18 protein-coding genes are annotated in these 26,324 nt (G+C 62.0%); 12 read left to right on the forward strand and 6 right to left on the reverse strand.

The window, feature by feature from the left end; genetic code table 11:
* Positions 1 to 227 precede the first annotated feature (227 nt).
* Positions 228 to 1,253, reverse strand: a complete 1,026-nt coding sequence (locus AAFM31_RS07040; RefSeq protein ID WP_341707205.1) for an alpha/beta fold hydrolase — start codon at positions 1,251 to 1,253, stop codon at positions 228 to 230.
* A 152-nt stretch (positions 1,254 to 1,405) separates the two neighbouring features.
* On the opposite strand from AAFM31_RS07040, the gene glnT reads away from it, so the two are divergent.
* From glnT to AAFM31_RS07055, 3 genes are all read left to right on the forward strand, one after another.
* Positions 1,406 to 2,767, forward strand: a complete 1,362-nt coding sequence (glnT, locus tag AAFM31_RS07045; RefSeq protein WP_341707206.1) for a type III glutamate--ammonia ligase — start codon at positions 1,406 to 1,408, stop codon at positions 2,765 to 2,767.
* A 93-nt stretch (positions 2,768 to 2,860) separates the two neighbouring features.
* Positions 2,861 to 3,955 (forward strand): putative urea ABC transporter substrate-binding protein, encoded by a 1,095-nt coding sequence (locus AAFM31_RS07050; RefSeq protein ID WP_341707207.1) that lies wholly within the window; start codon positions 2,861 to 2,863, stop codon positions 3,953 to 3,955.
* 51 nt (positions 3,956 to 4,006) lie between these two features.
* Positions 4,007 to 4,618: a TetR family transcriptional regulator gene (locus tag AAFM31_RS07055; RefSeq protein WP_341707208.1), complete on the forward strand. Its 612-nt coding sequence runs from the start codon at positions 4,007 to 4,009 to the stop codon at positions 4,616 to 4,618.
* A gap of 44 nt (positions 4,619 to 4,662) precedes the next feature.
* Here AAFM31_RS07055 and AAFM31_RS07060 read toward each other — a convergent pair whose 3' ends face one another.
* Positions 4,663 to 6,627 carry an alkyl sulfatase dimerization domain-containing protein gene (locus AAFM31_RS07060; protein WP_341707209.1) on the reverse strand — a complete coding sequence of 655 codons (1,965 nt, stop codon included), beginning with the start codon at positions 6,625 to 6,627 and terminating at the stop codon, positions 4,663 to 4,665.
* Positions 6,628 to 6,915: 288 nt separating this feature from the next.
* On the opposite strand from AAFM31_RS07060, the gene AAFM31_RS07065 reads away from it, so the two are divergent.
* From AAFM31_RS07065 to recD, 6 genes are all read left to right on the forward strand, one after another.
* Positions 6,916 to 8,013, forward strand: coding sequence for a carboxynorspermidine decarboxylase (locus tag AAFM31_RS07065; RefSeq protein WP_341707353.1), 1,098 nt, complete (start codon positions 6,916 to 6,918; stop codon positions 8,011 to 8,013).
* 47 nt (positions 8,014 to 8,060) lie between these two features.
* Positions 8,061 to 9,299 carry a saccharopine dehydrogenase family protein gene (locus tag AAFM31_RS07070; protein ID WP_341707210.1) on the forward strand — a complete coding sequence of 413 codons (1,239 nt, stop codon included), beginning with the start codon at positions 8,061 to 8,063 and terminating at the stop codon, positions 9,297 to 9,299.
* Between the two features lie 156 nt (positions 9,300 to 9,455).
* Positions 9,456 to 10,805, forward strand: coding sequence for a glutamine synthetase family protein (locus AAFM31_RS07075; RefSeq protein ID WP_341707211.1), 1,350 nt, complete (start codon positions 9,456 to 9,458; stop codon positions 10,803 to 10,805).
* Positions 10,806 to 10,876: 71 nt separating this feature from the next.
* Positions 10,877 to 14,359, forward strand: a complete 3,483-nt coding sequence (gene recC / locus AAFM31_RS07080) for an exodeoxyribonuclease V subunit gamma (protein WP_341707212.1) — start codon at positions 10,877 to 10,879, stop codon at positions 14,357 to 14,359.
* On the forward strand, positions 14,356 to 17,991 hold the full coding sequence (gene recB / locus AAFM31_RS07085) for an exodeoxyribonuclease V subunit beta (protein WP_341707213.1): 3,636 nt from the start codon (positions 14,356 to 14,358) through the stop codon (positions 17,989 to 17,991). Before recC ends, recB begins: the two co-directional genes overlap by 4 nt.
* Positions 17,981 to 20,035 (forward strand): exodeoxyribonuclease V subunit alpha, encoded by a 2,055-nt coding sequence (gene recD / locus AAFM31_RS07090; RefSeq protein ID WP_341707214.1) that lies wholly within the window; start codon positions 17,981 to 17,983, stop codon positions 20,033 to 20,035. Before recB ends, recD begins: the two co-directional genes overlap by 11 nt.
* A 5-nt stretch (positions 20,036 to 20,040) precedes the next feature.
* On the opposite strand, the gene AAFM31_RS07095 is transcribed toward recD, so the two are convergent.
* The 4 genes from AAFM31_RS07095 to AAFM31_RS07110 form a co-directional block, all read right to left on the reverse strand.
* Positions 20,041 to 20,541: an NUDIX hydrolase gene (locus AAFM31_RS07095; protein ID WP_341707215.1), complete on the reverse strand. Its 501-nt coding sequence runs from the start codon at positions 20,539 to 20,541 to the stop codon at positions 20,041 to 20,043.
* Positions 20,538 to 21,497: a hypothetical protein gene (locus AAFM31_RS07100; protein ID WP_341707216.1), complete on the reverse strand. Its 960-nt coding sequence runs from the start codon at positions 21,495 to 21,497 to the stop codon at positions 20,538 to 20,540. The genes AAFM31_RS07095 and AAFM31_RS07100 overlap by 4 nt, the downstream gene beginning before the upstream one ends.
* 158 nt (positions 21,498 to 21,655) lie before the next feature.
* A complete protein-coding gene (locus AAFM31_RS07105; RefSeq protein ID WP_341707217.1) occupies positions 21,656 to 22,327 on the reverse strand; it encodes a gamma-glutamyl-gamma-aminobutyrate hydrolase family protein in 672 nt (223 codons plus the stop codon).
* Positions 22,324 to 23,331 carry an amidoligase family protein gene (locus AAFM31_RS07110; protein WP_341707218.1) on the reverse strand — a complete coding sequence of 336 codons (1,008 nt, stop codon included), beginning with the start codon at positions 23,329 to 23,331 and terminating at the stop codon, positions 22,324 to 22,326. The genes AAFM31_RS07105 and AAFM31_RS07110 overlap by 4 nt, the downstream gene beginning before the upstream one ends.
* A gap of 106 nt (positions 23,332 to 23,437) precedes the next feature.
* On the opposite strand from AAFM31_RS07110, the gene AAFM31_RS07115 reads away from it, so the two are divergent.
* The 3 genes from AAFM31_RS07115 to AAFM31_RS07125 all read left to right on the forward strand — a co-directional run bounded on the left by AAFM31_RS07115 (position 23,438) and on the right by AAFM31_RS07125 (position 26,225).
* Entirely contained in the window at positions 23,438 to 23,632 is a 195-nt protein-coding gene (locus AAFM31_RS07115) for a hypothetical protein (protein WP_341707219.1), read from the forward strand.
* 8 nt (positions 23,633 to 23,640) lie between these two features.
* Entirely contained in the window at positions 23,641 to 24,312 is a 672-nt protein-coding gene (locus AAFM31_RS07120; protein ID WP_341707221.1) for a TetR/AcrR family transcriptional regulator, read from the forward strand.
* Positions 24,313 to 24,557: 245 nt separating this feature from the next.
* Positions 24,558 to 26,225 carry a BCCT family transporter gene (locus AAFM31_RS07125; protein WP_341707222.1) on the forward strand — a complete coding sequence of 556 codons (1,668 nt, stop codon included), beginning with the start codon at positions 24,558 to 24,560 and terminating at the stop codon, positions 26,223 to 26,225.
* Positions 26,226 to 26,324 lie beyond the last annotated feature (99 nt).

Consider the following 26,324-nt stretch of genomic DNA (forward strand, 5'->3'; position numbering starts at 1 on the left):
CGAACACCCCGATCAGATATGGTCGGGGTGTTCTTCTTTGCGCGAATGGAAAGTTACGCCTTGCCAAGAGCCGCACTGCGAGCCAGTAACGTCCTATGCCTCGCTCCCACTTGGCATGGCTTCGAGTACGACGTTGATCTGATGTCAGCAGGTCTGCGCTACAGCTTATGAGTGTCTCTTAGTTGTAGCTGCGAAGCAGGGGAGGCTTAGGCTTCCCCTGCTAGTTTTCAGGCTGCGGCCAAGAGCTCGCTGAGTGCATCCAGGATCTTCCGTGTATCCGCAGGATTACGACCGGGCGCGCCAGCGCAATGGCCCCAATCAGACTCCAGTGGTTTATATCCTGCGTTGGGGATCTGCACTGCTTCGTAGCCTGCGTCCTCGCTGGTGAAGTAGAGGTCTGTGCTGCTTGGCATGATCAGGCACTTGGCTTTAATTCCTCTCAACGCTGCACTGAAGTCGCTATTCCAGACAGCGTTCGCGCTGATGTCTCCATGCTGCCACGTATGCAGAACGCTCAGAAGATTGTTGGCGTCCTGCTCCAAGTGGTCGTCTTCCCAGTACTGCAGCAATGCTTCGATCGAGTCAAACCCGAGCTCGCGATAGAGCTCCTTCCGAAAGAAAGCCTGGCTGTAGGCCCAGCCGGCATAGACCCTGCCAAAAGCCTCCAGTCCGGTGGTAGGGGGTGTCAGGTATCGACCGAACTGCCAAGCGGCGTCGCAAGTGAGTGCGGCTTTTACGCCTTCCAGAAAAACATAATTGTGCGGCCAACAGCGCGCGGTCGCGCAGATACTGGCGACCCGTTTTACCTGATCCGGGAATAGACACGCCCATTGCAGCGCCTGCATGCCACCCATTGACCAGCCGGCTACTAACGCGATGGTGGCTCCTTCGAAGCATTGTTCGACCAGTTGGTGTTGCAACATGACGTTGTCGTAAAGACTGATTGCGGGGAAGTCAGGGCCGCGTTGACTGGGGTGTGCGTTTGAGGGGGAGGTCGATTGGCCATTGCCAAGCAGGTTCGGGATCAGGATGCAGTAGCGATCCGGACCCAGTGGTCCTGTTGCACCAATCAGGGGCAGATTGCCGTGATGTGTTCCGCCGTAGTACGTCGGAAGGACGATCAGGTTGTCGCGGGCTGCATTGAGTTGGCCGATCTGCAGGTATCGCAAACGGGCATCACGCAGCACTTCTCCGCTCTGAAGCGGCCAGTCTCCGGGGCTGAATTCTTTCTCAACTGCTTGATATGTCGACATATGGGCTGCTCTTGATTGGCGCCATCAACGGGATCGATGGCAACTGACTGAATCTGTTTTCACAATTAAACATGCATGCTGGCATGTATGTTGAATGAAAGATTCGTACCAAGCGCCGCAGCAGGTGCGGACAGAATCAGTGGAGTATGAGCATGAGTCAGCAAGCGAGCACCGAACAACTGAAGCAGTCTCTGCAGGACCAAGGCGTCAAGTACGCGCTGGGCGGTTATGTTGACCTGCATGGCGTGATCAAGGGCAAGTTCGTTCCCATCAGTCACCTCGGACGGATGATGAAAGGGTCTGAGCTGTATACCGGTGCTGCTTTGGACGGGGTGCCGCAGGATATCAGTGACAATGAAGTTGCCACCATGCCCGATGCGGCGACCGCAACTATTTGCCCCTGGAATCCCGAGCTGGCGTGGTTCGCCAGCGACCTGTATCTGGACGGCGCGCCATTCGAAGCGTGCTCGCGCAACATCCTCAAGCGTCAGGTTGCCAAGGCCGCCGATATGGGGTTGACCTTTAATCTGGGCATCGAAACCGAGTTCTTCCTGTTTCGCGACTCCGAAGACGGCGGCTTTGAGCCGATCAGCGCGCGCGACACCCTAGCCAAGCCGTGCTATGACCCGCGTGGTTTGATGGACAACATGCCGATTGTGGGGGAGTTGGTCGAAGCCATGAACGCCATGGGGTGGGACGTTTACTCCTTCGATCATGAAGACGCTAATGGCCAGTTTGAAACCGACTTCACTTACACCGACGCTCTCGGCATGGCTGACCGGCTCGTGTTCTTCCGCCTGATGGCCAATGAGATTGCGCGTAAGCACGGCGGCTTCGCCAGCTTCATGCCAAAGCCCTCAGCCAACCGCACTGGTAGCGGCGCGCACTACAACATGTCGCTGGCCGACCGCGAAACCGGCCGCAACCTGTTCGACCCCGCCCACGGGGAAGACACCTACGGCTGCGGCGTCACCCAGATGGCCTATCACTTTATCGCCGGTGTGATGAAGCACGCCAAGGCGATCAGCGCAGTCATCGCGCCAACCGTAAACAGTTATAAGCGTCTGGTGCGCAAAGGCAGCATGTCGGGCTCCACCTGGGCGCCCGTGTTTGTCTGCTACGGCAATAACAACCGCACCAACATGCTGCGCATTCCGTCGCAAGGCGGCCGGGTTGAGTGCCGTGCGGCAGATATCGCCTGCAATCCTTATCTTGGTGCCGCAATGATGCTGGCTGCTGGTCTGGAAGGGATTCGCGAGGGTATGGACCCGGGGAATCCGCACCGCGAGAACATGTACAACTACTCCGATCAGCAGGTGCGAAAGATGGATATTGAACTGCTGCCGCAGAACCTCGGTGAAGCGATCGACGCCTTTGAGGCAGACCCGTTGTCGCGCGCGGTATTTGGCGATGCGATGTTCGACAGCTTTGTCAGCTTCAAACGCCAGGAGTGGACCGAGTATCACACCCACGTCTCCGACTGGGAGCTGCAACGCTACCTGAAGTTCTTTTAAGCCTGTTCCGCGTCGGCGACGGCGCGGTTTTTGCTGCGGAGTTACTGCCTAGCCTTCACATCATTGCCAACTAGAACCATCTGGAGTTGAACCATGAAAAAGTCCGTTCCATTTGCACGACGTTTCAAGCAGGTTGTTTCAGGCGCCATGATTGCACTGGCGGCATCGGTTGCCGTCATTCCCGCTGCTCAGGCAGAGGAAAAGGACAGCTTCAAGCTGGCCTGGAGTATCTACGCTGGCTGGATTCCGTGGAAGTACATCGACGAGTCCGGGCTGATGAAAAAGTGGGCCGACAAATACGGTATCAGCGTCGAGATTGTGCAGATCAATGACTACATCGAGTCGATCAACCAATACAGCGCTGGCCAGTTTGATGGTGTAGTGGCTACGAGTATGGATGCCTTATCGATCCCCTCGGCCGGCGGCGTGGACACGACGGCACTGATCGTCGGTGACTATTCGAATGGTAATGACGGTATCGTCATGAAGGACAGTACCAGTGTCGCCGACATGAAAGGCCAGCAGGTGAACTTGGTTGAACTGTCGGTATCGCATTACCTGCTGGCCCGCGCGCTGGACTCGGTCGGGCTGAGCGAGAGCGACGTGACAGTCGTCAACACCAGCGATGCCGATATGGTCGCTGCTTACAACACTGAAGACGTGCGTAACGTGGTGACCTGGAATCCGCTGCTGGACGAAATTCTCAGCCAGCCCGGCGCCAATCGGGTATTCGATTCCAGTCAGATCCCCGGCCATATCAAGGACCTGACCATCGTTAATACCGAAACCCTGCGTGACAATCCGGCGCTGGGCAAGGCGCTGGTTGGTGCCTGGTTTGAGCTGATGGCGGAAATGGGCACCGACAGCGAAGCGGGGCAGAAGGCGCGTGCGTTCCTCGGCGAGGCGTCAGCGACTGATCAGGCCGGCTATGAAGCCCAGCTGGCGGGCATGAAGATGTTCTGGCAACCGGCTGACGCCGTCACCTTTATCGGCAGTGATGAGGCCTATGAGGCGATGGACAGCGTGCGCCAGTTCTCCTTCGAAAAAGGCCTGCTGGGTGAGGGCGCCGACTCGCCTGACTTCGTCGGCATTGCGATGCCCGATGGCAAGACCCTGGGTGATACCGCTAACATCAAGCTGCGGTTTGATACCGAGTACATGCAGATGGCTGCCGACGGCGCACTCTGATGAGTCTGACTGCTGCGGGAGCTTGCTCCCGCAGCATTTGCTGGAACACCCATGCGCAGAACCAAAGAAGACGCGGAAAAAACCCGCCTGAAAATCATTGAAGCGGCGCTGACGTTATTTAGCCGCAACGGCTACTCCAATACCACGCTCGCGATGATCGGCACCGAAGCCGGCTTCAGCCGAGGCCCCATCTACTGGCACTTCAAGAACAAGGACGACCTGTTCGAGGCGGTGCTGGCCTACTCGCAAGAACCGCTGGAGCAGCTCGTCGCGCAGGCGAGAAGCGTTGGACTTTCCCCACTGGAGCGCATCGACGGCTTTGTTCGCAGTTGGTTTACGTTGCTGGTCGAGGATGCTTGGTTTCGCCAGTCATTCGAGATTCTGCTCAACAAGACTGAGCTGACCGAGGCAATGCTGACAACGCTCGAGCGCGAACGGCACCTGACCCAAAGCATGATTGAAACGCTTGAGGCGCTGGTTTGCGACGCGCAGGAGCAGGGCCAGATTTCGCAAGGTCAGACAGCGGGGCAATTGGCGTTGATGATTTACACCCAGCTGATGGGCGTGACCCAGACCTGGTTGTTTGCACCGAGCCTGTTTGATTTGAATGAGCAGCGGGGATTTTTTACTGAGCGTTTGCTGCGTTCGCTGCAGCAGCCCTGAGAAAAAAGAGCCCCGTTCGCCAAGGTACGAACGGGGCTAAAAGGTCAGTTACTGACCGGAGTCACGATCGGGAAGTCGCCGGAGGGCACTTCCACCATTTGCAGCAGGCCGAAGAAGGCATTCGGCTCACCGCTGATCTTGATTTGGCCTGCCTTGACCGCCTCCGGGAAGGTGGTGCGGCGCAGCAGGATCTGGTCCAGGGTGGCGCGAGTCATGGCTACCGTAGCCTGGGCATTCTCGTCTTGCGTGTCGGCGCGATAGGTCAGCGTCGAGTGCTCAAGGTTCAGGCGATAGTTCTCGTCGGTGTCGGTGACCTGCCAGTTGATCACCAGATGCTTGCCCTCGGCTTTGCTGGCGTCCAGACGTACACCCATCAGATCAAAGAACATGCTGGTATCCAGCGCCTGCAGAACGTCTGGAGACAGTGAGCCGACGGTCGGGGGCAGGGTGCCGTTGCGCAGTTCCTGTGCTCCCATCAGGTAGGCGCCACGCCAGGTGCCGGCTTCTGCCTGATAGCCCAGCTGCTCAAGGGCATCGGCTCCCAGTTCTCGGGCGGCCTGATTGCTCGGGTCGGCGAACACGACTTGATTCATGACGCTGGCGACCCAGCGATATTCACCGTTGTCGTAGTCCTTGCGTGCCTGCTCGATGACCTTGTCGGCGCCACCCATGTACTCAATGGTCTTGGCCGCGTTTTGCACTGGCGGTAGCGGGTTCAGGTTCGCGGGGTTGGCGTCGTACCAGCCCATGTAGCGCTGGTAGATGGCCTTTGCGTTGTGGCGCAGGGTGCCGTAGTAACCGCGTGCGTACCACTGCTGATCCAGGCTGGCGGGCAGTTTCAGCTGTTCAGCGATATCGCCCGGGAGGTAGCCCTTGTTGATCATGCGCACGGACTGATCGTGCAGGTACTTGTACATGTCACGTTGGACCGACAGGAAGCGCTTGGCGTCCTCCTGCGTCCAGATTGGCCAGTGATGCTGACCAACCACGATATCGGCGCGATCACCGAAGCGCTCCAGTGCCAGGTCGATGTAGTGCGCCCACGCGCTGGCGTCACGCACGGCCGCACCGCGAATGGTGTAGACGTTGTGCATGTGCTGGCTGGTGATCTCCGCGGTGTTCAATACCTTGAACTCGGGGAAGTACATCATCATTTCCGACTCGGCTTCGGTGCCGTGGGCCATCTGGAACTCGATGTCCACGCCATCGATAGTCAGGGTGCCGTTGTCCGGCACGGTATCGGTCGGAGCGATGAGGGTACGCTCACCTTTGGACAGCGCTTTGCCCAGCCCGGTATCAACGTGGCCGCGTTCGCCCGGCGGGAGCATGGCGCCGAACTGGTAGACGGCGCGGCGGCTCATTGCTGGCCCGGCAATGACGTTCTCGGAGACTGCGTGTTCCATAAAGCCGGCTGGTGCATAGATATGGGTCTTGCCTGCGGCAACATCCTCGTTGCTGGTGACACCTTTTACCCCGCCCCAGTGATCGACGTGGTTATGGGTGTAGAGCACCGCCACAACAGGCTTGTGAGGGCGGTTCTGGTAGTACAGATCCAGACCAGCCTTGGCGGTCGAGGGTGAGAGCAGTGGGTCGATGATGATCAGGCCAGTGTCACCCTCGATGATCGTCATGTTCGCCAGATCCATGCCGCGGATCTGATACATCCCGTCGGTCACCTTGAACAGACCGTGGATCGCGTTAAGGCGTGCCTGGCGCCAGAGGCTCGGGTTGACGGTGTCTGGCGCAGCTTCCTGGTCGAGAAATGCGTATTCGCTCATGTCCCAGGCGGCGGAGCCGTCTGGGTTGGTGACTTTGCCATCCGGCAGCTGGGCGATAAACCCGCGCTGCGCATCGGTAAACGGCTGCTGATTGGCAAAGGGCAGCTGCTCCAGCACCGCATGGTTGGCAGCAGCTGTAATTTCGGTTGCGGGGTTGGGCGTGGCGCTGGCAGCGAGGCTGATACCGGTGGCCAGAGCACCGAGGCAGAGGATGACATTACGTGAGCGCATCGGGTGTCTCCGAAGTCGTCGCCGTGCAAGCGGCGGGATTGTTCTTGGTAACCGGCAGTGCCGGACTGCAATCACTATAGGTTTGTGGGACGATATATGGCCAATGCATTTTTATCCTGAAAGCAATGCTTTTTCTGCATGGTTAACGTGATTGAAGTGAAACTGCAGCAATCGGGGTCTAGGCTTGAAACAACGATTTTTCCTATCGAGCGCTGGCGCGTTAATTTATAATTTCGCGCTTTCACTTGCCCGGCCACCGGGCGTTGACAGCTGGAGGGTATGAACGAATTGATCAAGACGCCGTACTATCTCATCGACAAGAGCAAGCTCGAATGCAACATGGAGAAGATCGCCTACGTGCGTGAACACTCCGGCGCCAAGGCCCTGCTCGCACTGAAATGCTTTGCTACCTGGTCCGTGTTCGACTTCATGAGTCAGTACATGGATGGCACTACCTCCTCCTCCCTGAATGAAGTGAAACTTGGCAAGCTCAAGTTCCCGGGAGAGACGCATGCTTACAGCGTGGCCTATGCCGATGACGAGATCGACGAAGTCCTGGCCCATTCGGACAAGATCATCTTCAACTCCATCAGTCAGTTGACCCGCTTCAGCGAGGCCTCGGCCGGCAAGGTTCGCGGCTTGCGCCTGAACCCCGGGGTCAGCAGCTCGGACTTTCTGATTGCTGATCCGGCCCGTCCGTTCAGCCGTCTGGGTGAGTGGGATGCAGCCAAAATCGAGGCCGTGCTGCCGCTGATTTCCGGCTTTATGATTCACAACAACTGCGAAAACAGTGACTTTGATCTGTTTGACCAGATGCTCGGACAGATCGAAGAGCGTTTCGGCCACCTGCTTGAGCAGGTGAGCTGGGTCAGTCTGGGCGGCGGTATTCACTTTACCGGCGAGGGTTACCCGCTGGATCGTTTCTGTGCCCGCCTCAAGGCATTCTCCGAGCGCTACGGCGTTCAGGTTTACCTGGAGCCCGGCGAGGCCGCCATTACCCTGAGCACTTCCCTCGAAGTGACTGTGCTCGACACCCTCTATAACGGCAAGCAGCTGGCCGTGGTCGACAGTTCGATCGAAGCGCACATGCTCGATCTGCTGATCTACCGTCAGGAGGCCAAGATGGAGCCCTGCGATGGCCCGCACCAGTACATGGTGTGTGGCAAGTCGTGCCTGGCTGGCGACATCTTCGGCGAATTCAATTTTGACAGCGAGCTGAAGATCGGCGATCGCCTGTCCTTTATTGATGCGGCCGGTTACACCATGGTCAAGAAGAACTGGTTCAACGGCGTGAACATGCCCGCCATTGCGATCAAGGAACTTGATGGTTCGGTGAAACTGGTTCGCGAGTTCGGATTCCAGGATTACCTGGACAGCCTCTCCTGAGGCATAACCTACCCAGCCTTTCCAAGGAGGCGTTTCGAGGAAAAGAAATGAAGAAAAACGTTCTGATTATTGGTGCCGGTGGTGTGGCCCAGGTGGTCGCACACAAATGCGCCCAGCACAACGATGTGCTGGGTAACATCCATATCGCATCGCGTACCGCCGACAAGTGTCAGGCGATTGTCGACAGCGTGAAGGAAAAGGGCAGCCTCAAGGTTGCCGGTGAATTGCAAGCCCACGCCCTGAATGCCCTCGATATCGAGGCCACCAAGGCGTTGATTGACAAGACACAGTCGCAACTGGTGATCAATGTCGGATCGGCTTTCATCAATATGTCGGTACTGCAGGCCTGCATCGAGACCGGTGCTGCCTATCTGGATACCGCCATTCACGAAGAGCCGGACAAGATCTGTGAAACCCCGCCGTGGTATGCGAACTACGAGTGGAAGCGCAAGGAAATCTGCGCCGAGAAGGGCATTACGGCGGTTCTGGGTGTCGGCTTCGACCCGGGCGTGGTCAACGCCTACGCGGCGGTTGCGGTCAACGAGTACTTCGATAGCGTCGAGGAAATCGACATTATCGATATCAACGCAGGGAGTCACGGCAAGTACTTCGCAACCAACTTTGACCCGGAAATCAACTTCCGTGAATTTACCGGGCAGGTGTGGTCCTGGCAGAACAGCCAGTGGACCAGCAACAAGATGTTCGAGGTCAAGCGTACCGACGACCTGCCGGTTGTTGGATCGCAGACCAGCTACATGACCGGCCACGATGAAGTGCACTCGCTGTCGCAGAATCTGGGCGTACCGAACGTACGTTTCTGGATGGGCTTTGGCGAGCACTACATCAACGTGTTCACCGTACTGAAGAACCTCGGCCTGTTGTCCGAGCAGCCGGTCACCACCGCTGAAGGTCTGGAAGTGATTCCGCTGAAAGTGGTCAAAGCCGTACTGCCTGATCCGTCGTCTCTGGCGCCTGACTACGCCGGCAAGACCTGCATCGGTGATGTGGTCAAAGGCAAGAAGGACGGCAAGGACAAGGAAGTGTTCATCTACAACGTAGCCGATCACGCCGAAGCCTACGCCGAAGTCGGCAGCCAGGGTATTTCCTACACTGCTGGCGTACCGCCGGTTGCTGCTGCCATCCTGATTGCGCAGGGCGCATGGGATGCGGGCAAGATGGTCAACGTAGAAGAGCTGGACCCCAAGCCGTTCATCAACCTGCTGAACGAAATGGGCCTGCCGACCCGGATCAAGGACGAGCAGGGCGATCGCCCTCTGAGCTTCTGAGTCGTATCGGCAAGCAAAACAAAAAGGCCAGCTCTCGAGCTGGCCTTTTTGCGTTTGGGGCCGGTATGGCGCTCAGGTGGGCTTGAGTGGTGACGGCTCGGATGGGGTATGATCCGGCAACGCCATTTCGGCCCGAACAAACACAGGTAGTGCTTCATGAACGCCCCCGCTTCCCTTGAAAACCTCGTCGAACGTCTGGCTGGCGTTGGCGACGTTGAGTGTGTCACCCCGGATTTGAACGGCATTCCCCGTGGCAAGGTGATGACCGGCGAGGGCTTTCTGGCAGATCGCCGACTGCAGCTGGCGCGCGGTGTGCTGCTGCAGTGTGTGATGGGCGGCTACCCCGAGGCGCGGTATTACGGCAGCGACGACGGTGATTTGGTGCTGCGCCCGGTGCTGGATCAGGTGCATGTGCTGCCCTGGATCGAGCGGCCACGTGCGCTGGCGATCTGCGAGGCGGTGGAGCTGGACGGTCAGCTGTCCGGGCTGTCGACCCGCGCGCTGTTGAGTCGTGTGGTCGAGCGTTATGCCGAGCGCGGTTGGGCGCCGGTGGTGGCGACCGAGCTGGAGTTTTTCCTGTTCGAGCCCAACCGTGACGACACCCAGCCGTTCCAGCCGCCGGTCGGGTTGGATGGCCGCCGCGAGGCGGGCTACGGCGCCTTCAGCGTCAGCACCAGCAACGGCCTTAAGCCGTTCTTTGACGAGCTGGCCGACACCATGGCTGCGCTGGGTATTCCGCGTGACACCTTTATGCACGAGATGGGCGTCAGCCAGTACGAAATCAACTTTGTGCATGGTGATCCGCTGCTGATTGCCGACCAGACTTTCCTGTTCAAGCACGCGCTGCATGAGGTTGCCCTCAAGCACGGCCTGATTGCCGTGTGCATGGCCAAGCCGCTGGCGCGGGTGCCCGGCTGCTCGATGCATATTCACCAGAGCGTGGTGGAGCAGGGGAGCGGCAACAATATCTTTACCGATGCGGCGACCGGCGAGGCGACGGCGAACTTTGAGCACTTTATTGGCGGCCTGCAGCAGTGCATGGGCGAGCTGACGTTGCTGATGGCGCCCTACATCAACTCCTATCAGCGCTTCTGCCACGCCTACGCGTCGCCAAACAACCTGTGCTGGTCGCACGACAACCGCTCTGCCGGCCTGCGCATTCCGGCCAGTGGCCCGGAAGCGCGGCGGGTCGAGAATCGCCTGCCCGGCGCCGACGCCAACCCCTATTTGAGTGTTGCAGCGTCTCTCGCCGCCGGCCTCTACGGCATCGACAACCAGTGTCAGCCGTCGGCACCAGCGCAGGGCGAGTTCGAGGCGCCGGATGAGCTGACGCTGCCCGGCACCCTGCACGATGCCATTCTGCGTCTGGATCGCAGCACGCTGGCGCGCGAGCTGTTCGGCGCCGAGTTCATCGATGGGTTCCTCGCCAGCAAGCGCATGGAGCTGCAGAGCTTTATGGACGAAATTACGCCGTGGGAGAGGCGGTTTCTGGGCAGCCAAGTCTAGGAGAGCAGCTGCGACCGCGCTTGTCGCTGCCCGGTGATAGACTGCGGTCTCTTCACCTATAAGGAGCTTCCATGCAGGACGCCAACAGCCTCGCCCCCGGTTTGATGATCATCCACGGCAACCGCCTGGAGACCCTGCGTGAACTGGCGGTGGACTGGATGCGGGCGCACCCGCTGGCGCCGCTGGAAAACGAAGTCATCCTGGTGCAGAGCAATGGCATTGCCCAATGGCTGCAGATGGCGCTGGCTGTCGACCCGGCGCAGGGCGGCTGCGGCATCGCGGCGGCGCTGGATGTGCAATTGCCGGCGCGCTTTCTCTGGGACAGCTACCGCGGCGTGCTGGGCCGCGACAGCGTGCCTGAACAATCCCCGCTGGATAAACTGCCGCTGACCTGGCGGCTGATGCGCTTGCTGCCCGCGCTGCAGGATCAGCCTGATTTCGCGCCGCTCAAACGCTTTCTCGCCGATGACCATGATTGCCGCAAGCGTTACCAACTGGCGGTGCGGCTGGCCGACTTGTTCGACCAGTATCAGGTCTACCGCGCCGACTGGCTTAACGACTGGGCCGCCGGGCGTGACCATATTGGCCTGGCGCGCACCGGCGCGCGACCGCTGGATGACGAGGAGCGCTGGCAGCCGGCGCTCTGGCGCGCGGTGCTGGCTGACGTGGGGGCTGAGCGCCTGAGCGACAGCCGTGCCGGTATCCATCCGCGTTTTGTCCAGCACCTGCTCGACTGCGACAGTCGACCGGCCAGCCTGCCGCGGCGGGTTATCGTCTTTGGTATCTCATCGCTGCCCGCGCAGACGCTCGAGGCGTTGGCGGTGATCGGGCGTTTTTCTCAGGTACTGCTTTGCGTCCTCAACCCCTGCGAGTACCACTGGGGCGATATCGTTGCCGATCAGGATCTGCTGCGGCACGAATACCGCCGTCAGCAGCGGCGGCCGGGCAGCCCAAGTCAGCTGGACGACAACACCCTGCACCAGCACGCCCATCCGCTGCTGGCGGCCTGGGGCAAGCAGGGTCGTGACTACATCAACCTGCTCGATCAGCACGATGAGCGCGCCAGTTACGAAGCGCGCTTTGCCACTATCGCCGGTGGCCGGGTTGACCTGTTTGAAGCACCTGCCGGCGATACGCTGCTGCAGCAACTGCAGCAGGACATTCTGCACCTGCGGCCGCTGGCCGAGTCCCGCGCATTATGGCCGGCGGTCGACCCGGTGCGGGATCAGTCCATCCGCTTTCATCTGGCGCACAGCCCGCAGCGCGAGGTGGAAGTGCTGCACGATCAGCTGCTCGCCGCCTTTGCTGCCGACCCGGACCTCAAGCCGCGCGACATCATCGTGATGGTGCCGGACGTCAATCTCTACGCGCCGCACATTCAGGCGGTGTTCGGCCAACACAGCGGTGACGACCCGCGGGCGATTCCCTTTACCCTGGCCGATCAGGGTCAGCGCGGACAGGAACCGCTGTTGATTGCACTCGAGCATCTGCTGCGCCTGCCCGACAGCCGACTGCCGGTCAGCGAGGTGCTGGACCTGCTGGATGTGCCGGCGCTGCGCAGCCGCTTTGGTCTGAGTGAGACCGACCTGCCAACCCTGCAGTGCTGGATCGAGGGCGCAGGCATCCGTTGGGGGCTGGATCAGCAGCGTCGCGCTGAGCTGGGTTTGCCTGTGGGCCTGGAAGCCAACAGCTGGCGCTTTGGTCTGCGCCGCATGTTGCTGGGTTACGCCAGCGGCGGCGCCGATGCCTGGCAGGAGATCGAACCCTATGACGAAATCGGCGGGCTGGATGCCGCCCTGATCGGCCCGCTCAGCGGCCTGCTCGATGCGCTGGATCGCCACGAAACCCAGCTGGCTGACGCGGCGCTGCCGGTGGTCTGGGGCGAACGCCTGCGCCAGTTGCTGGATGACTTCTTTATCGCCGACAGCGACCGCGATCAGTTGCTGCTGGCGCAGCTGCACGAAGGGCTGGCCAACTGGCTTGAGCTGTGCGACAGCGTCGCGCTGGATGTCGCGCTGCCGCTCAACGTAGTGGCGGAAGCCTGGCTCGAAGGCGTTGGTCAGAGCCAGCTCAGTCAGCGCTTTCTCGCCGGTGCGGTCAACGTCTGCACGCTGATGCCGATGCGCGCCATTCCGTTCAAACGTATCTGCCTCTTGGGCATGAATGACGGCGACTATCCGCGCGCGCAGCCGCCGCTGGATTTCGACCTGATGGGCAAGGACTACCGTCCGGGTGACCGCTCCCGCCGTGAGGATGACCGTTATCTGTTACTGGAGGCGCTGCTATCAGCGCGCGACGCCCTGCATATCAGCTGGGTCGGGCGCAGCATTCGCGACAACAGCGAACGGCCGCCGTCGGTGCTGATCGGCCAGCTGCGTGATCATTTGGCCGCCGGCTGGCACACGGTGGATGGCGCTGATCTGCTGCACGCGCTGACCGTCGAGCATCCGTTGCAGCCGTTCAGCCGGGCGTATTTCAGCGCCGATTCCGCGCTGTTCAGCTACGCACGCGAGTGGCGTCAGCTGCACGACTCCCGGGCTGGCGATGATGCAGACCAGCCGCTGGCGCCGGTCACGCTGGAAGCGCCCATCGAGCTGCTGGCGCTGCAGCGCTTTTTGCGTAACCCGGTCGAGCACTTCTTTGCCGCCCGGCTGAAAGTCTGGCTGCAGGAACAGCAAAGCAACACCGAAGACGATGAACCCTTTGCGCTCGACGGTCTGCAACGGCACCAGCTCAGCCAGTGGTTGCTGGAACAGGTGCAGCAGGCCGATTTGCAGGATGACTGGCAGGCATTGTTGGTTGAACAGGCGAGCCGCCTACAGCAGCGTGGCAGTCTGCCGCTGGCAGGTTTTGGTGAGTTGACGCTGGCCCAGTTGGTCGAGCCGCTGGGTGGGCAGCTGGAGCGCTTCCGTGAGCAACTGCTGCTGTGGGATCAGCCGCTGGAGTATCCACTGCCGTTGCAGGCCGTGGCGCGTACTGCAGAAGCGAGCATTGAGGTGGTCAGCTGGCTCGCCGGCGTGCGCCGCTGCGCCCAGCTGGATGGGCTGATGCGGGTGCAACTGGTCACCGGCAAACTGCTCGGTAAGAAAGACGTGCCGCGTTGGCGCAAGCTGCTGAACGAACTGTGTCAGCATGTGCTGGCCGCGGCCTCGGGCCATCGACTCACCACCTGCCTGATCAGCGCCGACGCCAGCATTCAATTGCTGCCGCTGGAGCAGGAACGTGCCGAGCGCATCGTCAATGATTGGTTGCTTGGCTACCTCCAAGGCCTGAGGCGGCCGCTACCGGTCGCGGTGGAAACCGCGTTTGCCTGGCTGACCGAGGGCAAGGAAGAGAAGCGTCTGGGTGCTGCCAAACTCTGTTACGAGGGCAACGACTTCAGCCGTGGCGAGGTGGACGGCAGCCCCGCATTGCAGCGCAGCTACCCCGACTTTGCCAGCCTGCAGGCGAACGACGAATTCATCGGTTGGGCAGAGTCACTCTATCAGCCGCTGGCGCAGGCACTTGAGGATGAATGGCTGATGATTACGCAGGCATCGGAGGGCGACGCATGAGTAACCAACGACCTCTGGCCCTGCGCTGCCCGCTGCGCGGCAGCCGTCTGATTGAAGCCAGCGCCGGTACCGGCAAGACCTTCACCATCTCAGCCCTCTACCTGCGTCTGGTACTGGGGCATGGCGAGGGCGATAGCGCCTTCAGCCGTGAACTGCTGCCGCCGGATGTGCTGGTGGTGACCTTTACCGAAGCCGCGACCCAGGAGCTGCGCGACCGCATTCGCGCGCGGCTAGTCGAAGGCGCGCAGGCCTTCCGTGGCGAACTGAAAGAGCCGGACCCGATCCTCGCCGGGTTGCTGGCGGACATCCCCGAAACCGAACACGCCAGCGCCGCGCGCAAGCTGGATATCGCCGCCCAGTGGATGGATCAGGCCGCGGTCTCGACCATTCACAGCTGGTGCCAGCGCATGCTGCGCGAGCACGCCTTCGACAGCGGCAGCCTGTTCACCCAGACGCTGGAAACCGACCAGCGCGACCTGTTGGCCGAGGTCGCGCGGGACTACTGGCGATTGCATTGCTATCACCTGCAGGGTTCAGCGCTTAGCTGGGTGCAGCAGATGTGGCAGCAGCCCGATTCGCTGCTCGGTAAGGCGCGGCTGCTGTTCAACCCGGCTGCAGATGAACCGGCAACGGCGCTGCAAGCGCTGCTGGACCAGGCGCTGGCCCAGCGCGATGCGCAACTGGCCGACCTCAAGGCCCCGTGTGCCGATTGGGCGGACAGTCTGGAAGCGCTGCTGGATCAGGCGGTCGAGCAGGGCGTGGTCGACAAACGCAAGATTCAGAAGCGCTACTACGCGCCTTGGTTCGATACCCTGCGCCAGTGGGCGCTGGCGCCCGAGCAGGTGAAGCTGGAGTTGCCGCCGGCGGCTTGGGCGCGGCTTAGTGAAGAGGGGCTGGGCGAAGCATGGAAAAGCGGCAGCGCGCCCGATCACCCGGCGCTGCGCGGCCTGCCGCACTTGCGCGAGGCGCTGGCCGCGTTGCCTAACCCCGAGGGTGATGCGCTGCGCCACGCGGCGGACTGGATGTCGGTGCGCTTCGAGCAGGAAAAGCGCCGCCGTGCGCAGATGGGCTTCGACGACATGCTGACCCGCCTCGACGCCGCGCTGCAGGGCCCCAATGGCGACCGGCTGGCGGAGGTGATCCGTCAGCAGTTCCCGGTCGCGCTGATCGACGAGTTTCAGGATACCGACCCGCTGCAGTACCGCATCTTTGATCGCATCTATCGGGTAGCGGGAAACGATCAGGACTGTGCGCTGCTGCTGATTGGCGACCCCAAGCAGGCGATCTACGCCTTCCGCGGGGCGGATATTCATACCTACCTGCGCGCCCGTGGCGACACCGCCGGGCGGCACGAGAATCTGGATACCAACTTCCGCTCCAGCCAGGCGATGGTCACGGCGGTCAACCGGGTGTTCGAGCAGGCCGAGCAGCACTTTGCTGCCGGCGCCTTCCTGTTCCGCCAGGGCGACGACAACCCCATGCCGTTTCTGCCGGTGCAGGCGCGTGGGCGCGCTGAGGTCTGGCAGTGCAATGGCGAGCGGGCGCCGGCGCTGACCGCCTGGCTGCTGGAGTCGGAAGAGCCGTTGACTGGCGATGTCTATCGGCGGGAAATGGCCGAGCGCTGCGCCAGCGAAATGACCGCGCTGCTGCAGGCCGGGCAGCAGGGCAGCGCCGGCTTTGCTCACAGCGACAAGCCGTTTGCGCCGGTACGCCCGGCCGATATGGCGGTGCTGGTGCGCACCGGCCGCGAGGCGCAGCTGATTCGTGATGCTTTGGCCGCTCGCGGTGTGCGCAGCGTCTATCTGTCCGACAAGGATTCGGTGCTGGCAACCCAACAGGCGCAGGATGTGCTGCGCTGGCTGCGCGCCTGTGCCGAGCCGGGTAACGACCGTCTGCTGCGCGCGGCGCTGGCCAGTCACAGCCTGCACCTCAACTGGCAGGCGCTGGATCAGCTGAACCAGGACGAGCGCCTGTGGGAGCGACGGGTCGACCAGTTCCGTGATTATCGGCGCATCTGGCAGCGCCAGGGTGTGCTGCCGATGCTGCACCGCCTGCTGCACGACTTTGAACTGCCGGCACGGCTGCAACAGCAGGACGATGGCGAGCGGGCGTTGACCAACCTGCTGCATCTGGCTGAGCTGCTGCAACGCGCGGCCCGTGAGCTGGATGGTGAGCAGGCGCTGATCCGCCATCTGGCCGAGCTGGTGCGTCGGGCCGACGAAGGTGCTGCTGAAGAGCAGGTACTGCGGCTGGAAAGCGACGCCGAGCTGGTCAAGGTGGTGACCATCCATAAGTCCAAGGGTCTGGAGTACCCGCTGGTATTTCTGCCATTCATTTGCCTGAGTCGCCCGGTGCGGGCGGATCAGCCGCTGCGCCTGAGTGACGGCTGGGTATTGAAGCCGGATGCCGATCAGGTGGCCGAGGCCGACCGCGAGCGGCTCGGTGAAGATCTGCGCTTGCTCTATGTGGCGCTGACCCGCGCCCGTCACGCCTGCTGGCTGGGCATGGCTGACCTCAAGAGCGGCAACAACAAGCAGTCGGTGCTGCACCACAGCGCGATCGCCTGGCTGCTGGGTGGTGGCGCGGCGCTGGAATCATCTATTCAACTGAAAGACTGGTTGGCGCGCTGGGAGCCGGACGGCGAGGTGGTCGCGCTGCAGGCCGCGCCTGAGACGCGTGACGAGCGGTTGGCGCAACTGAATGATGGCCCGGCGCTGGTCGATGCCCGCAGCCCATCCCATGGGCGTTTCGACTCCTGGTGGATCGGCTCCTACAGTGCGCTGGCGCTCAGCGGCGAGAGTACCGACAGTGCGCTGGCCGAATGGATCGCCGACGACGAGCGCCAGAGCCGCTTTGTGCCGCTGCGTCGTGGCGAGCAAGCGACCATTCACCGCTTCCCGCGTGGCCCGCAGCCCGGCACCTTTTTGCATGGCCTGCTGGAGTTGGCGGCGCAGGAGGGCTTTGCGGCGCTGCAGGATGCCGAGCGCTGCCGTCGCTGGCTGGCACCGCGCTGCCAGCGCCGTGGCTGGGGTGAGTGGAGTGAGTGTCTGAGCGACTGGCTGGGGCAACTGCTGCAGCGCCCGGGGCTGGTGCCGGAGAGCACGCTGGCGCTGGGCGAGCTGCCGCCGTCGCGCTACCAGAGCGAAATGGCCTTTATGTTTGCCGCCAGCAAGGTCGACGTGCAGCAGATCGATCGGCTGGTCACGGCGATGACGCTGGATGGCCTGCCGCGCCCGGCGCTGCAGCGTGACCGCCTGAACGGCCTGTTCAAGGGCTATATCGACCTGGTGCTGGAGCATGAAGGGCGCTATTACGTGCTCGACTACAAATCCAACTGGCTGGGCGCGACCCCGGCCGACTACAGCGAGGCGGCCATGAGCCGGGCGCTGCTGGAACACCGCTACGACCTGCAATACGTCTTCTATCTGCTGGCGCTGCACCGCCAGTTGCAGGCACGGCTGCCTGACTACGATTACGACCGCCACATTGGTGGTGCGCTCTACTGGTTTGTCCGTGGCGTCGACGCAGAGAACGGCGGCATCTGCCATCAGCGCCCGCCGCGCGAACTGATTGAAACACTGGACCGCCTGTTTGCCGGTCAGCCGGTTGAGGAGATTGACCATGCAGGGTGATCAACTGGATCTGCTCGGCACGCTTGACCGTTCCGCAGCGCAGCTCGATAGCGCAACTGCGCTGCTGCAACTGCTAGATGACTGGCAGGCCAACGGCTGGCTGCGGGCGCTTGACCGTGCCTTCGCCGGCTTTCTGCTGGAGCAGGCGCCGGACACCGGCCCGGCAGTGCTGCTGGCGGCGGCGCTGGTCAGCCATCAATTGGGTCATGGGCATGTTTGCCTCGATCTTTCCGCCACGCTGGCCGAGCCGGACTTTGCACTGTCATTGCCGCCGGAAGGGGAAAGTCTGCTTGATACGCCGCTGCCTTCGGCGGTGCTGGCGGGCGTCACGCTGGAGCGATGGTTCGAGGCGCTGCGGGCCAGCCGGGTGGTCGATAGTCAGCAGCCGGAGCAGGGCAGCTGCCCGCTGGTGCTGGTCGGCCAACGCCTGTATCTGCGTCGCTACTGGCAGCACGAGCGGCAGGTCGTATCGATTCTGCACCAGCGCCTGGAGCAACCGCTGGCTGTGGCCGAGGATCTGCCCGCGCGGCTCGATGCCCTGTTTGCCGGCAGCCAGCAGAACCCGGACTGGCAGCGCATCGCCTGCACGCTGGCGGCGCGCGGGCGTTTCAGCATCATCACCGGAGGCCCGGGCACCGGTAAAACCACCACGGTAGTGCGCCTGCTGGCGCTGCTGCAGACCCCGGCTGTGGAAGCGGGCAAGCCGCTGCGTATCCGCCTGGCAGCGCCGACCGGCAAGGCCGCCGCGCGGCTGACCGAGTCGATCGGGCGGCAAGTGGGAGCACTGCCAGTCGACAAAGCGGTGCGCGACGCGATTCCGACCGAAGTCAGCACGCTGCATCGTCTGCTCGGCAGCCTGCCGGACAGCCGCCACTTCCGCCATCACGCGGGCAACCCGCTGGCGCTGGATGTGCTGGTGGTGGACGAAGCCTCGATGATTGACCTGGAAATGATGGCTAACGTGCTGGCCGCGCTGCCGCCGCAGGCGCGGCTGGTATTGCTGGGTGACAAGGATCAGCTCGCCTCGGTTGAAGCGGGCGCGGTGCTGGGCGATCTGTGTCGCCGCGCCGACGCCGGTTGCTACTCACCGGCCACGGTCGATTGGCTGCAGCAGGTGAGTGGGCAGTCGCTGGCAGGCAGCGGCCTGCAGCCCGGTGACGAGTCGATCCATCTGCTCGAGCAGCAGACCGCGATGCTGCGCCACTCCCACCGCTTTGGCGCCGACAGCGGCATCGGCGAACTGGCCCGTGCGGTCAACCGCTGCGACGCCACGGCGACGCGCGACCTGCTGCAGCGCGGTGGCTTTGCCGATATTCAGAGTCGCCGCCTGAATGGCAGCAATGATCCGGCGTTCAGCACGCTGGTGCTGGGGGGGGAGGGCACACTGCCTGGTTATGGCGCCTATCTGGGCACACTCACGGCGCAGCGCCCGGGCGCGGATGTTCCTGCCGCGGATCCACGCTGGGAGGCCTGGGCCGTTGCCGTGCTGAGTGCCTTTGATCGCTTTCAGCTGCTCTGTGCGGTACGCCGGGGCGAATGGGGCGTCGAGGGGATCAACCAGCGGGTCGCCGATCTGCTGACCCGCCGCGGCCTGCTGCGCGCGGACAAGCTTTGGTATGAAGGGCGCCCGGTGCTGGTGACCCGCAACGATTACAGTCTGGGCTTGATGAATGGTGATATCGGCATCGCCCTGCGCATCCGCGAGCCGGCCCTGCACGCCGGTCAGGCGGAAACCGAAGCACTGCGTGTTGCCTTCCCGCGCAACGACGGCAAGGGCGGCATTCGCTTTGTGTTGCCGAGCCGCCTTCCGGAGGTGGAAACGGTGTTTGCCATGACGGTGCACAAGTCGCAGGGCTCGGAGTTCGAGCACGCCGTGCTGGTGCTGCCCGAGGCGCGCAACCCGGTGCTGACCAAGGAACTGGTCTACACGGCCATTACCCGCGCCAGTAAACACTTCAGCCTGCTGGAAAGCCGCCCCGCTGTACTGGAGGCGGCGGTGCAAACGCCGGTGCGGCGGATCAGCGGGCTCGACCTGGGCCGCTAAGCGCCTTAGCCCTGCGCGCGCGCATAGTAGTGTGCCAGCGCCGCCAGGGTGAAGCCGTCATCCAGCGTACCGTCCTGCAACAGCGCTGGTAGCGCTTGCAGAGGTACGGCCTCGATGGCAATGGCTTCGTCGTCCGGGGCGCTGACCAGGTCTGCTGAGCTGAGCTGCGCCAGATAGAGATCGACGCTGCTGGCCAGAATCGCCGAGTTGGGGCGATAGCGACCCAGTAGCGTCAGTTGGGCGGCTGTGGCGCGATAGCCGGTTTCTTCCTGCAGTTCACGGCAGGCGCACTGCAGGCTGCTTTCGCCCGGCTCGCCGTAGCCGCGCGGAATTTCCAGCATGATGCGCTTGCCCTGGGCCGGGCGCTGCACTCGCACAAGCAGCGCGCTGTGGCCGTCGAGTACGGCGAGAATGGCTGCGCCGTTGCTGGCGCCGTTTTCCTCAACCCAGTGAAAGCCGTCCTCGCGGACAACCTTGAACCAGGGGTTTTCGTAAACCGTGCTCATTTGATCTCCAGACCCATGAAGCTGCGCATGCGCGGGTACAGTCCAAACCAGTTGCGGCGGGTCATGTAGGACTCGCCGGTTTCCATCATCTTGTCCTCAAGATAGCCGAGCGCCTCGTCGGTGAGGAACTTGAGCACCTCGCCGGCCCCCAGACTCGAGATGAAGTTGAACACCTTGATCGGGTACTGCACCAGTTCAATTTCCCTGCGCAGGGCCTTGAAGGCAATGCTGGAGTCCAGAATCTGCTCCGGCACGCCCTGGAGAAAGCGAATGTTGTCTTGCAGAAAGCCCTCGGACGCCTTGGCGAACAGCGAGTTGTAGGCCGGGTCGATCAATTCGAAGCGCAGCGCCTCAAGCCCCGCCTGACCGCGCTGGCGGAAGAACTGCTCGGCATACAGGTACCAGTCCGAGCGCGAATACTGGCTCAGGCCGCCAAGGCGGAACAGCTGGTAGTCGCCATCATGCTCAAAGTAGCCGCCGGAGCCGGGCAGGGCGTCCAGGCGGCGCAAGACTTCCTGTTGCAAGGCCTCACGGGGCACGCTGACGTCATCTAGCACCGGCTGCAGTTCGCTCAGCGCGGCCTGCAGCCTGCGCAGGCGCTCGGCCATGACCGTGCGTTGCTGGCGGTCCAGCTCGCCCTTGCGCGGGCGACCCGGCAGGCTGGAAAGGATGAAGTTATCGGGCAGGGCATCGTAGTACTCCTGCAACGTGGCGAAGCGCGACAGGCCGAAGCCGCGGATAACAAATTTGCCCTTGCCCTCTTCGTTGAGGTACTTGATCACGTTCATCTGGCCGAGGGCGTTGGCCAGCTCGAGGTTGTCGATCAGGGTGTTGGGTGGGAGTACCACGCCATCAGCAAAGGCCAGGCCGGTCAGAAAGCGTTTGCGCAACTCTTCGTGGCCGTGAGCGTGCACCGAGTCACAGTTGGCCAGTAGCAGTTTTTCCTTGAACAGCACGGTGTTCCATCTCCTCGGACAGGTGCGTGCCATCATAGCGACGTTTGGCCTCGGGAGCGATTCGACTGCTGGCGCTTTTTAACTGTATTTCAATCGCTTACATGTCGTTCAGCCAGTCTGCCGGCGGCCAGCATGAATGCGCGTAAGCGTTGCCAGCTTCAGGTCAACTCTTTGGCCGCCGATACCAGCGCCTGAAACAGCCGGCGCTGGCGTGGCAGAAACAGCAAAAACTCCGGGTGCCATTGCACGCCGATAACGAAGCGCCGCCCCGGCGCCTCGATGGCTTGGGGAATCTGGTCCAGATCGCGGGCGCTGATCACCAGGCCTTCGCCGACCCGGTTGATCGCCTGGTTATGCAAGCTGTTGATGCGCGCACGCTGGCGGCCAAGCAGTCGGGCCAGATGGCTGTCCGTCTCCACGCAGAGGGTTTTCAGTGGCAGCACTGTGCGGCGGTGCGAGGTCAGTTTCCGGCGAGACCTCAGGTCCTGAAACAGGTTGCCACCGCAGCGCACGTTGAGCAGTTGCGCGCCGCGGCAGATGCCCAGCAGCGGCAGCCCCTGACTCAGCGCCCGATCGATGACGGCCGCCTCCAGGCGGTCGCGGGCGCTGTCATAGCGCGGTTTTACCTCGGGCTCGGCAGCGTAGAGAACCGGATCGATGTCATGCCCGCCGGTGATGACTACGCCGTGGTAGCGGCGGCTGCGTTGCTCGTCTCCCGGCTTGAGCTGTAGCGGGATACCACCATAATGGCGCACTGCTCTGGCGACCAGAAAGCGGGGCCCTGCCGCACCGCGAGCCGGCCCGGTGATCGCGATGATCGGTTTTCTCATGCCGCGCCCCGCTGCAACCAATCACGCTCCAGCAGCCTGGGCCAACTTTCCAGCAGACGGCCCAGCCCCTGCTGCTGCCACTGTTGATAGGCCGCGCAGCAGCCCTGCAGGCGCTCGTGATCGTTGGCCAGCTTTTCTACTTCCAGCCAGTCATTCCAGGCGTCGGTCATATCCCAGCCGGGCTCATCAATACGGCAGTCCGGCAGGCGGTAGTGGAAGGTCGGCCGGGCCTTGATCAGCGGGTCCTGGGTGCAGGCCAGCACGCGCGCTTCATCCAGATGACGGAACAGCGGCAGCAGATCCAGCGCCCGGTTGCGGGTTGGGTTGTGCTGCAGGTAGTCATCAATCAACTGCGCCTGGTCGGGCCAGTAGTCGGGGTCGGTAACCAGGCTGACGTAATCGGCGGGGAAAGGGTCGACGTAGGTCGTGATACGCCGGGTCAGGTTCACTTCGGCGCGCTCGTTCAGCCACTCGTAGAGGCACAGGAAGGCTTTCAGGTAGGCATTCAGCGTGCTGCTCTCGGCGTCCGGAATTTCCGGGTTGAACTGCATCCCGAAGGCGTTGGTCAGGCGGTCGCTGGTGCCCTTGGCACCGGCATCGCGGAGTTGGTGGATCAGCTCATTGACCTCGTCAAGGCGCTCAAGTGGCAGCGGTGGGCTGACCAGCTCGACGGGTACCAGTGACTCGGCCACCCAGATCAGGGCGTCTTCTGCCGATCCGAGTAGCTCGGCAGAGCGCGGATCCTCCGGGCGAGTTGTGCGGCCGATTTTTTTGATTAACTGCGAGTCCAATTCGACGATCCAGTCGCCCGCCGGGTCGCCTGTCAGGCGCCGCTCAAAGCGCCCGGGCTGTTCAATCTGGTAGCTGCCTCGGGCCGCGACGAGGGCACTGAGTTGATCCAGATCGATGCCGTTCATCTCCAGTTCGATCCCTACGCGGCGTTGCGGGCCCTGCGCGGTCTGCTCGCGAGGTGGCATTGCCAGCCTGCGGTTGCGGTCGTCCATGCGGTGCTCCTTATCCGGTGTTCATTAACAGCCAAGCGGCATATACGCTGAACTGGTGTAGTATCTTCGTCGTTGGTCTTCTGGTTACCACTTATACAGGTACGACATGAGCAAGCTTTCCGAGTTTCGCGCAGCTGAACGTCAATTGGCTGCCCAGCTGGCCCAGTTGGAAAAGATGAAGCAGGATTCCGGTTTACAGAAAGAACTGGCGTTTAACGACGCTTTGCGGGCGCTCATAGATGAGTATGGCCTTTCCAACCGGCAGGTGCTGGCTATTCTGAGGTCTGCTCCCGGTAGCTGAAGCCCGTGATGGCAGACGCCGCGGTAAAGAGCGCAGAACCGGCGGGTAAGCGCGCGTTGCTGGATGCAGCTGAACGCCTCGCGGCCTGCAGTCGCTGTGTGACCAGCCTGGGCCTGCGTGAGCTGGCTCGCGAGGCTGGCTTGAACCCCAATACCTTTTATCGTCACTTCCGTGACATGGAAGACCTTGGTCTGCAGTTGCTGCGCGAGTCCAAGGCCGAGCTGCGAGCGGCGTTGCGTGCACTGCGGCGACAGGCCGTGAGTGATGCTGCCAACGGCCTCGGTGAGCCCGGTGTCAGCATGGGCCGGGCGGCATGTCGGCAAACCCTGCGACTGTATTTCGATTACGTTCATGAACACCGGGATAGGGTGTTGATCGCGATTCGTGAACTGCATGGTCCGTCGGAGTTGCTGCGGGCCGAAGTACGTCGGCAGATGGATGACTTTGCTGATGATATGGCCGCCGATGTCCGCGAATTGGGTCTTATTCCCGAGCGGGTCAGCGCCGCGCAGGTGCGGCGAGTCGCCGGCATGGTGAACCGCAATATGCTGTTTCAATCCCTCGATTATCTGGGCGAACCGGCGCGGCGTAGCGAGATTCTGGCGCTGGCGGAGGAGCAGGTCATGATGCTGTTTCGCGGCGCTGTTGCCTTGCTGGATCAGGGCGAGCTGCACGCCTGAGCCCACCACGCATTGTCCCTCCGATTTCACTAATGTCGTTCAACTGGCTATCATTGTTCTGCTTTTCTTTGGAAAGCGCTTCGCATTGACACAGCCGCCAGGGCGGAACGGATGTTATTGCTGCGCACCTTAATGTGCACCTCGCTGCCCCTCGGGGCTGTCAATTGTTGTCGCTGTACTGCAGACGCAGTGCGGCCGGCACGTCATCGGGCGTTTGCCCGCACTGAAGCATCGGAGCATCTTAGATGGCAAAAGAACCATTGAGTGAGCACGACCCTGTAGCCGGCTCGGCCGGCCATGACGGTATCCCGGCCCCAACCGGCGACGCCAACCTGATCGATACCGATTACGTGATTGGTCAGGACAACATTTCCGGCAGCTTTGTGCTGAACCTGGATATTCACGGCAAGGTCTTCATCATTTCAGCACTTTCGGTTGTGCTGTTTGTGGTCCTGACTCTTGCTCTGCAGACCGAAGTGGCACCGCTGTTTACCGCACTGCGTAACTGGTTAACCGGCAATCTGGCCTGGTTCTTTATCGGCGCCGCCAATATTTTTGTTGTCCTCTGCCTTGGCCTGATCGTCTCGCCGCTTGGCAAGGTTCGGCTTGGCGGGATGGACGCCAAGCCTGATTATGGCTATCTCGGCTGGTTCTCCATGCTGTTCGCTGCCGGGATGGGCATTGGTCTGATGTTCTACGGTGTATCCGAGCCGATGTCGCACTTCTCCTCGTCGCTTGGCGGCGTTGCGGTGGGCGAGGACGGTTTGCGTACCGACTGGGCACCGCTTGGGGCCGCGGCGGGTGACGCCGAGGCTGCTCGCCGTCTGGGCATGGCAGCAACCATCTTCCACTGGGGCCTGCATCCGTGGGCAATCTACGCTGTCGTGGCGCTGGCACTGGCCTTGTTCTCCTTCAACAAGGGGCTGCCGCTGACCATCCGCTCGATCTTCTACCCGATCCTCGGTGAGCGGGTCTGGGGCTGGCCGGGGCACATCATCGACACGCTGGCGGTATTTGCCACGCTGTTCGGTCTGGCTACCTCGCTGGGCTTTGGCGCCGAGCAGGCCACTGCCGGTTTGCACTACCTGTTTGATGTCGGCACCGGCAATGTAACCAAGGTGCTGCTGATCACGGGCATTACCGGTCTGGCCCTGATCTCCGTGATTGCTGGGCTGGATAAGGGGGTCAAGCGCCTTTCCGAGATCAACATGGTGCTGGCCATCGTGCTGATGGGCTTTGTCATCATTGTCGGGCCGACCCTGGCGATCGCGACGGGCTTCTTCGACAACCTGCTGGCGTATGTCGCCAACCTGCCGGCGCTGTCCAACCCGGTCGGCCGCGAAGACGCCAACTTTACCCAAGGCTGGACCGCGTTCTACTGGGCCTGGTGGATCAGCTGGTCGCCCTTTGTCGGCATGTTTATCGCGCGGGTGAGCCGCGGCCGCACCGTACGGGAGTTTCTGATTGCGGTACTGCTGGTGCCCTCGCTGGTGTCGGTTCTGTGGATGACCGCGTTCGGTGGCACCGCCATCGGCCAGTTCATCACCGATGGCTTCACCGGTGTGCAGGATGCGGCGCTGGAACTGAAACTGTTCGTCATGCTCGGTGAGCTGCCGCTGACTGCGATCACCTCGTTCGTCGGCATCGTACTGGTGATCGTGTTCTTCGTGACATCGTCTGACTCCGGCTCCCTGGTGATCGACACCATCACCGCCGGTGGCAAGGTCAACGCGCCGGTTCCACAGCGGGTGTTCTGGGTCATCAGTGAAGGCGTGGTTGCTATCGCGTTGTTGCTCGGTGGCGGTTTGGCCGCGCTGCAGGCGATGTCGGTATCGACCGGCTTGCCGTTTACCATCGTGCTGCTGGTTGGTTGTATCGCGATCATCAAGGGACTGATGAGCGAACCGCGCTAGATACGACAGCGTGGCAAGAGGGTCGCATCGCTTCGGCGTGCGGCCCTTTTTTGTTTCCGGTTATGCTCCGGCTGCAGGCAGGGTAGGATAGGTCCCAGC

Origin of the sequence: Halopseudomonas sp. (assembly GCF_038130085.1) — a bacterium.
Classification (GTDB): Bacteria; Pseudomonadota; Gammaproteobacteria; order Pseudomonadales; family Pseudomonadaceae; genus Halopseudomonas.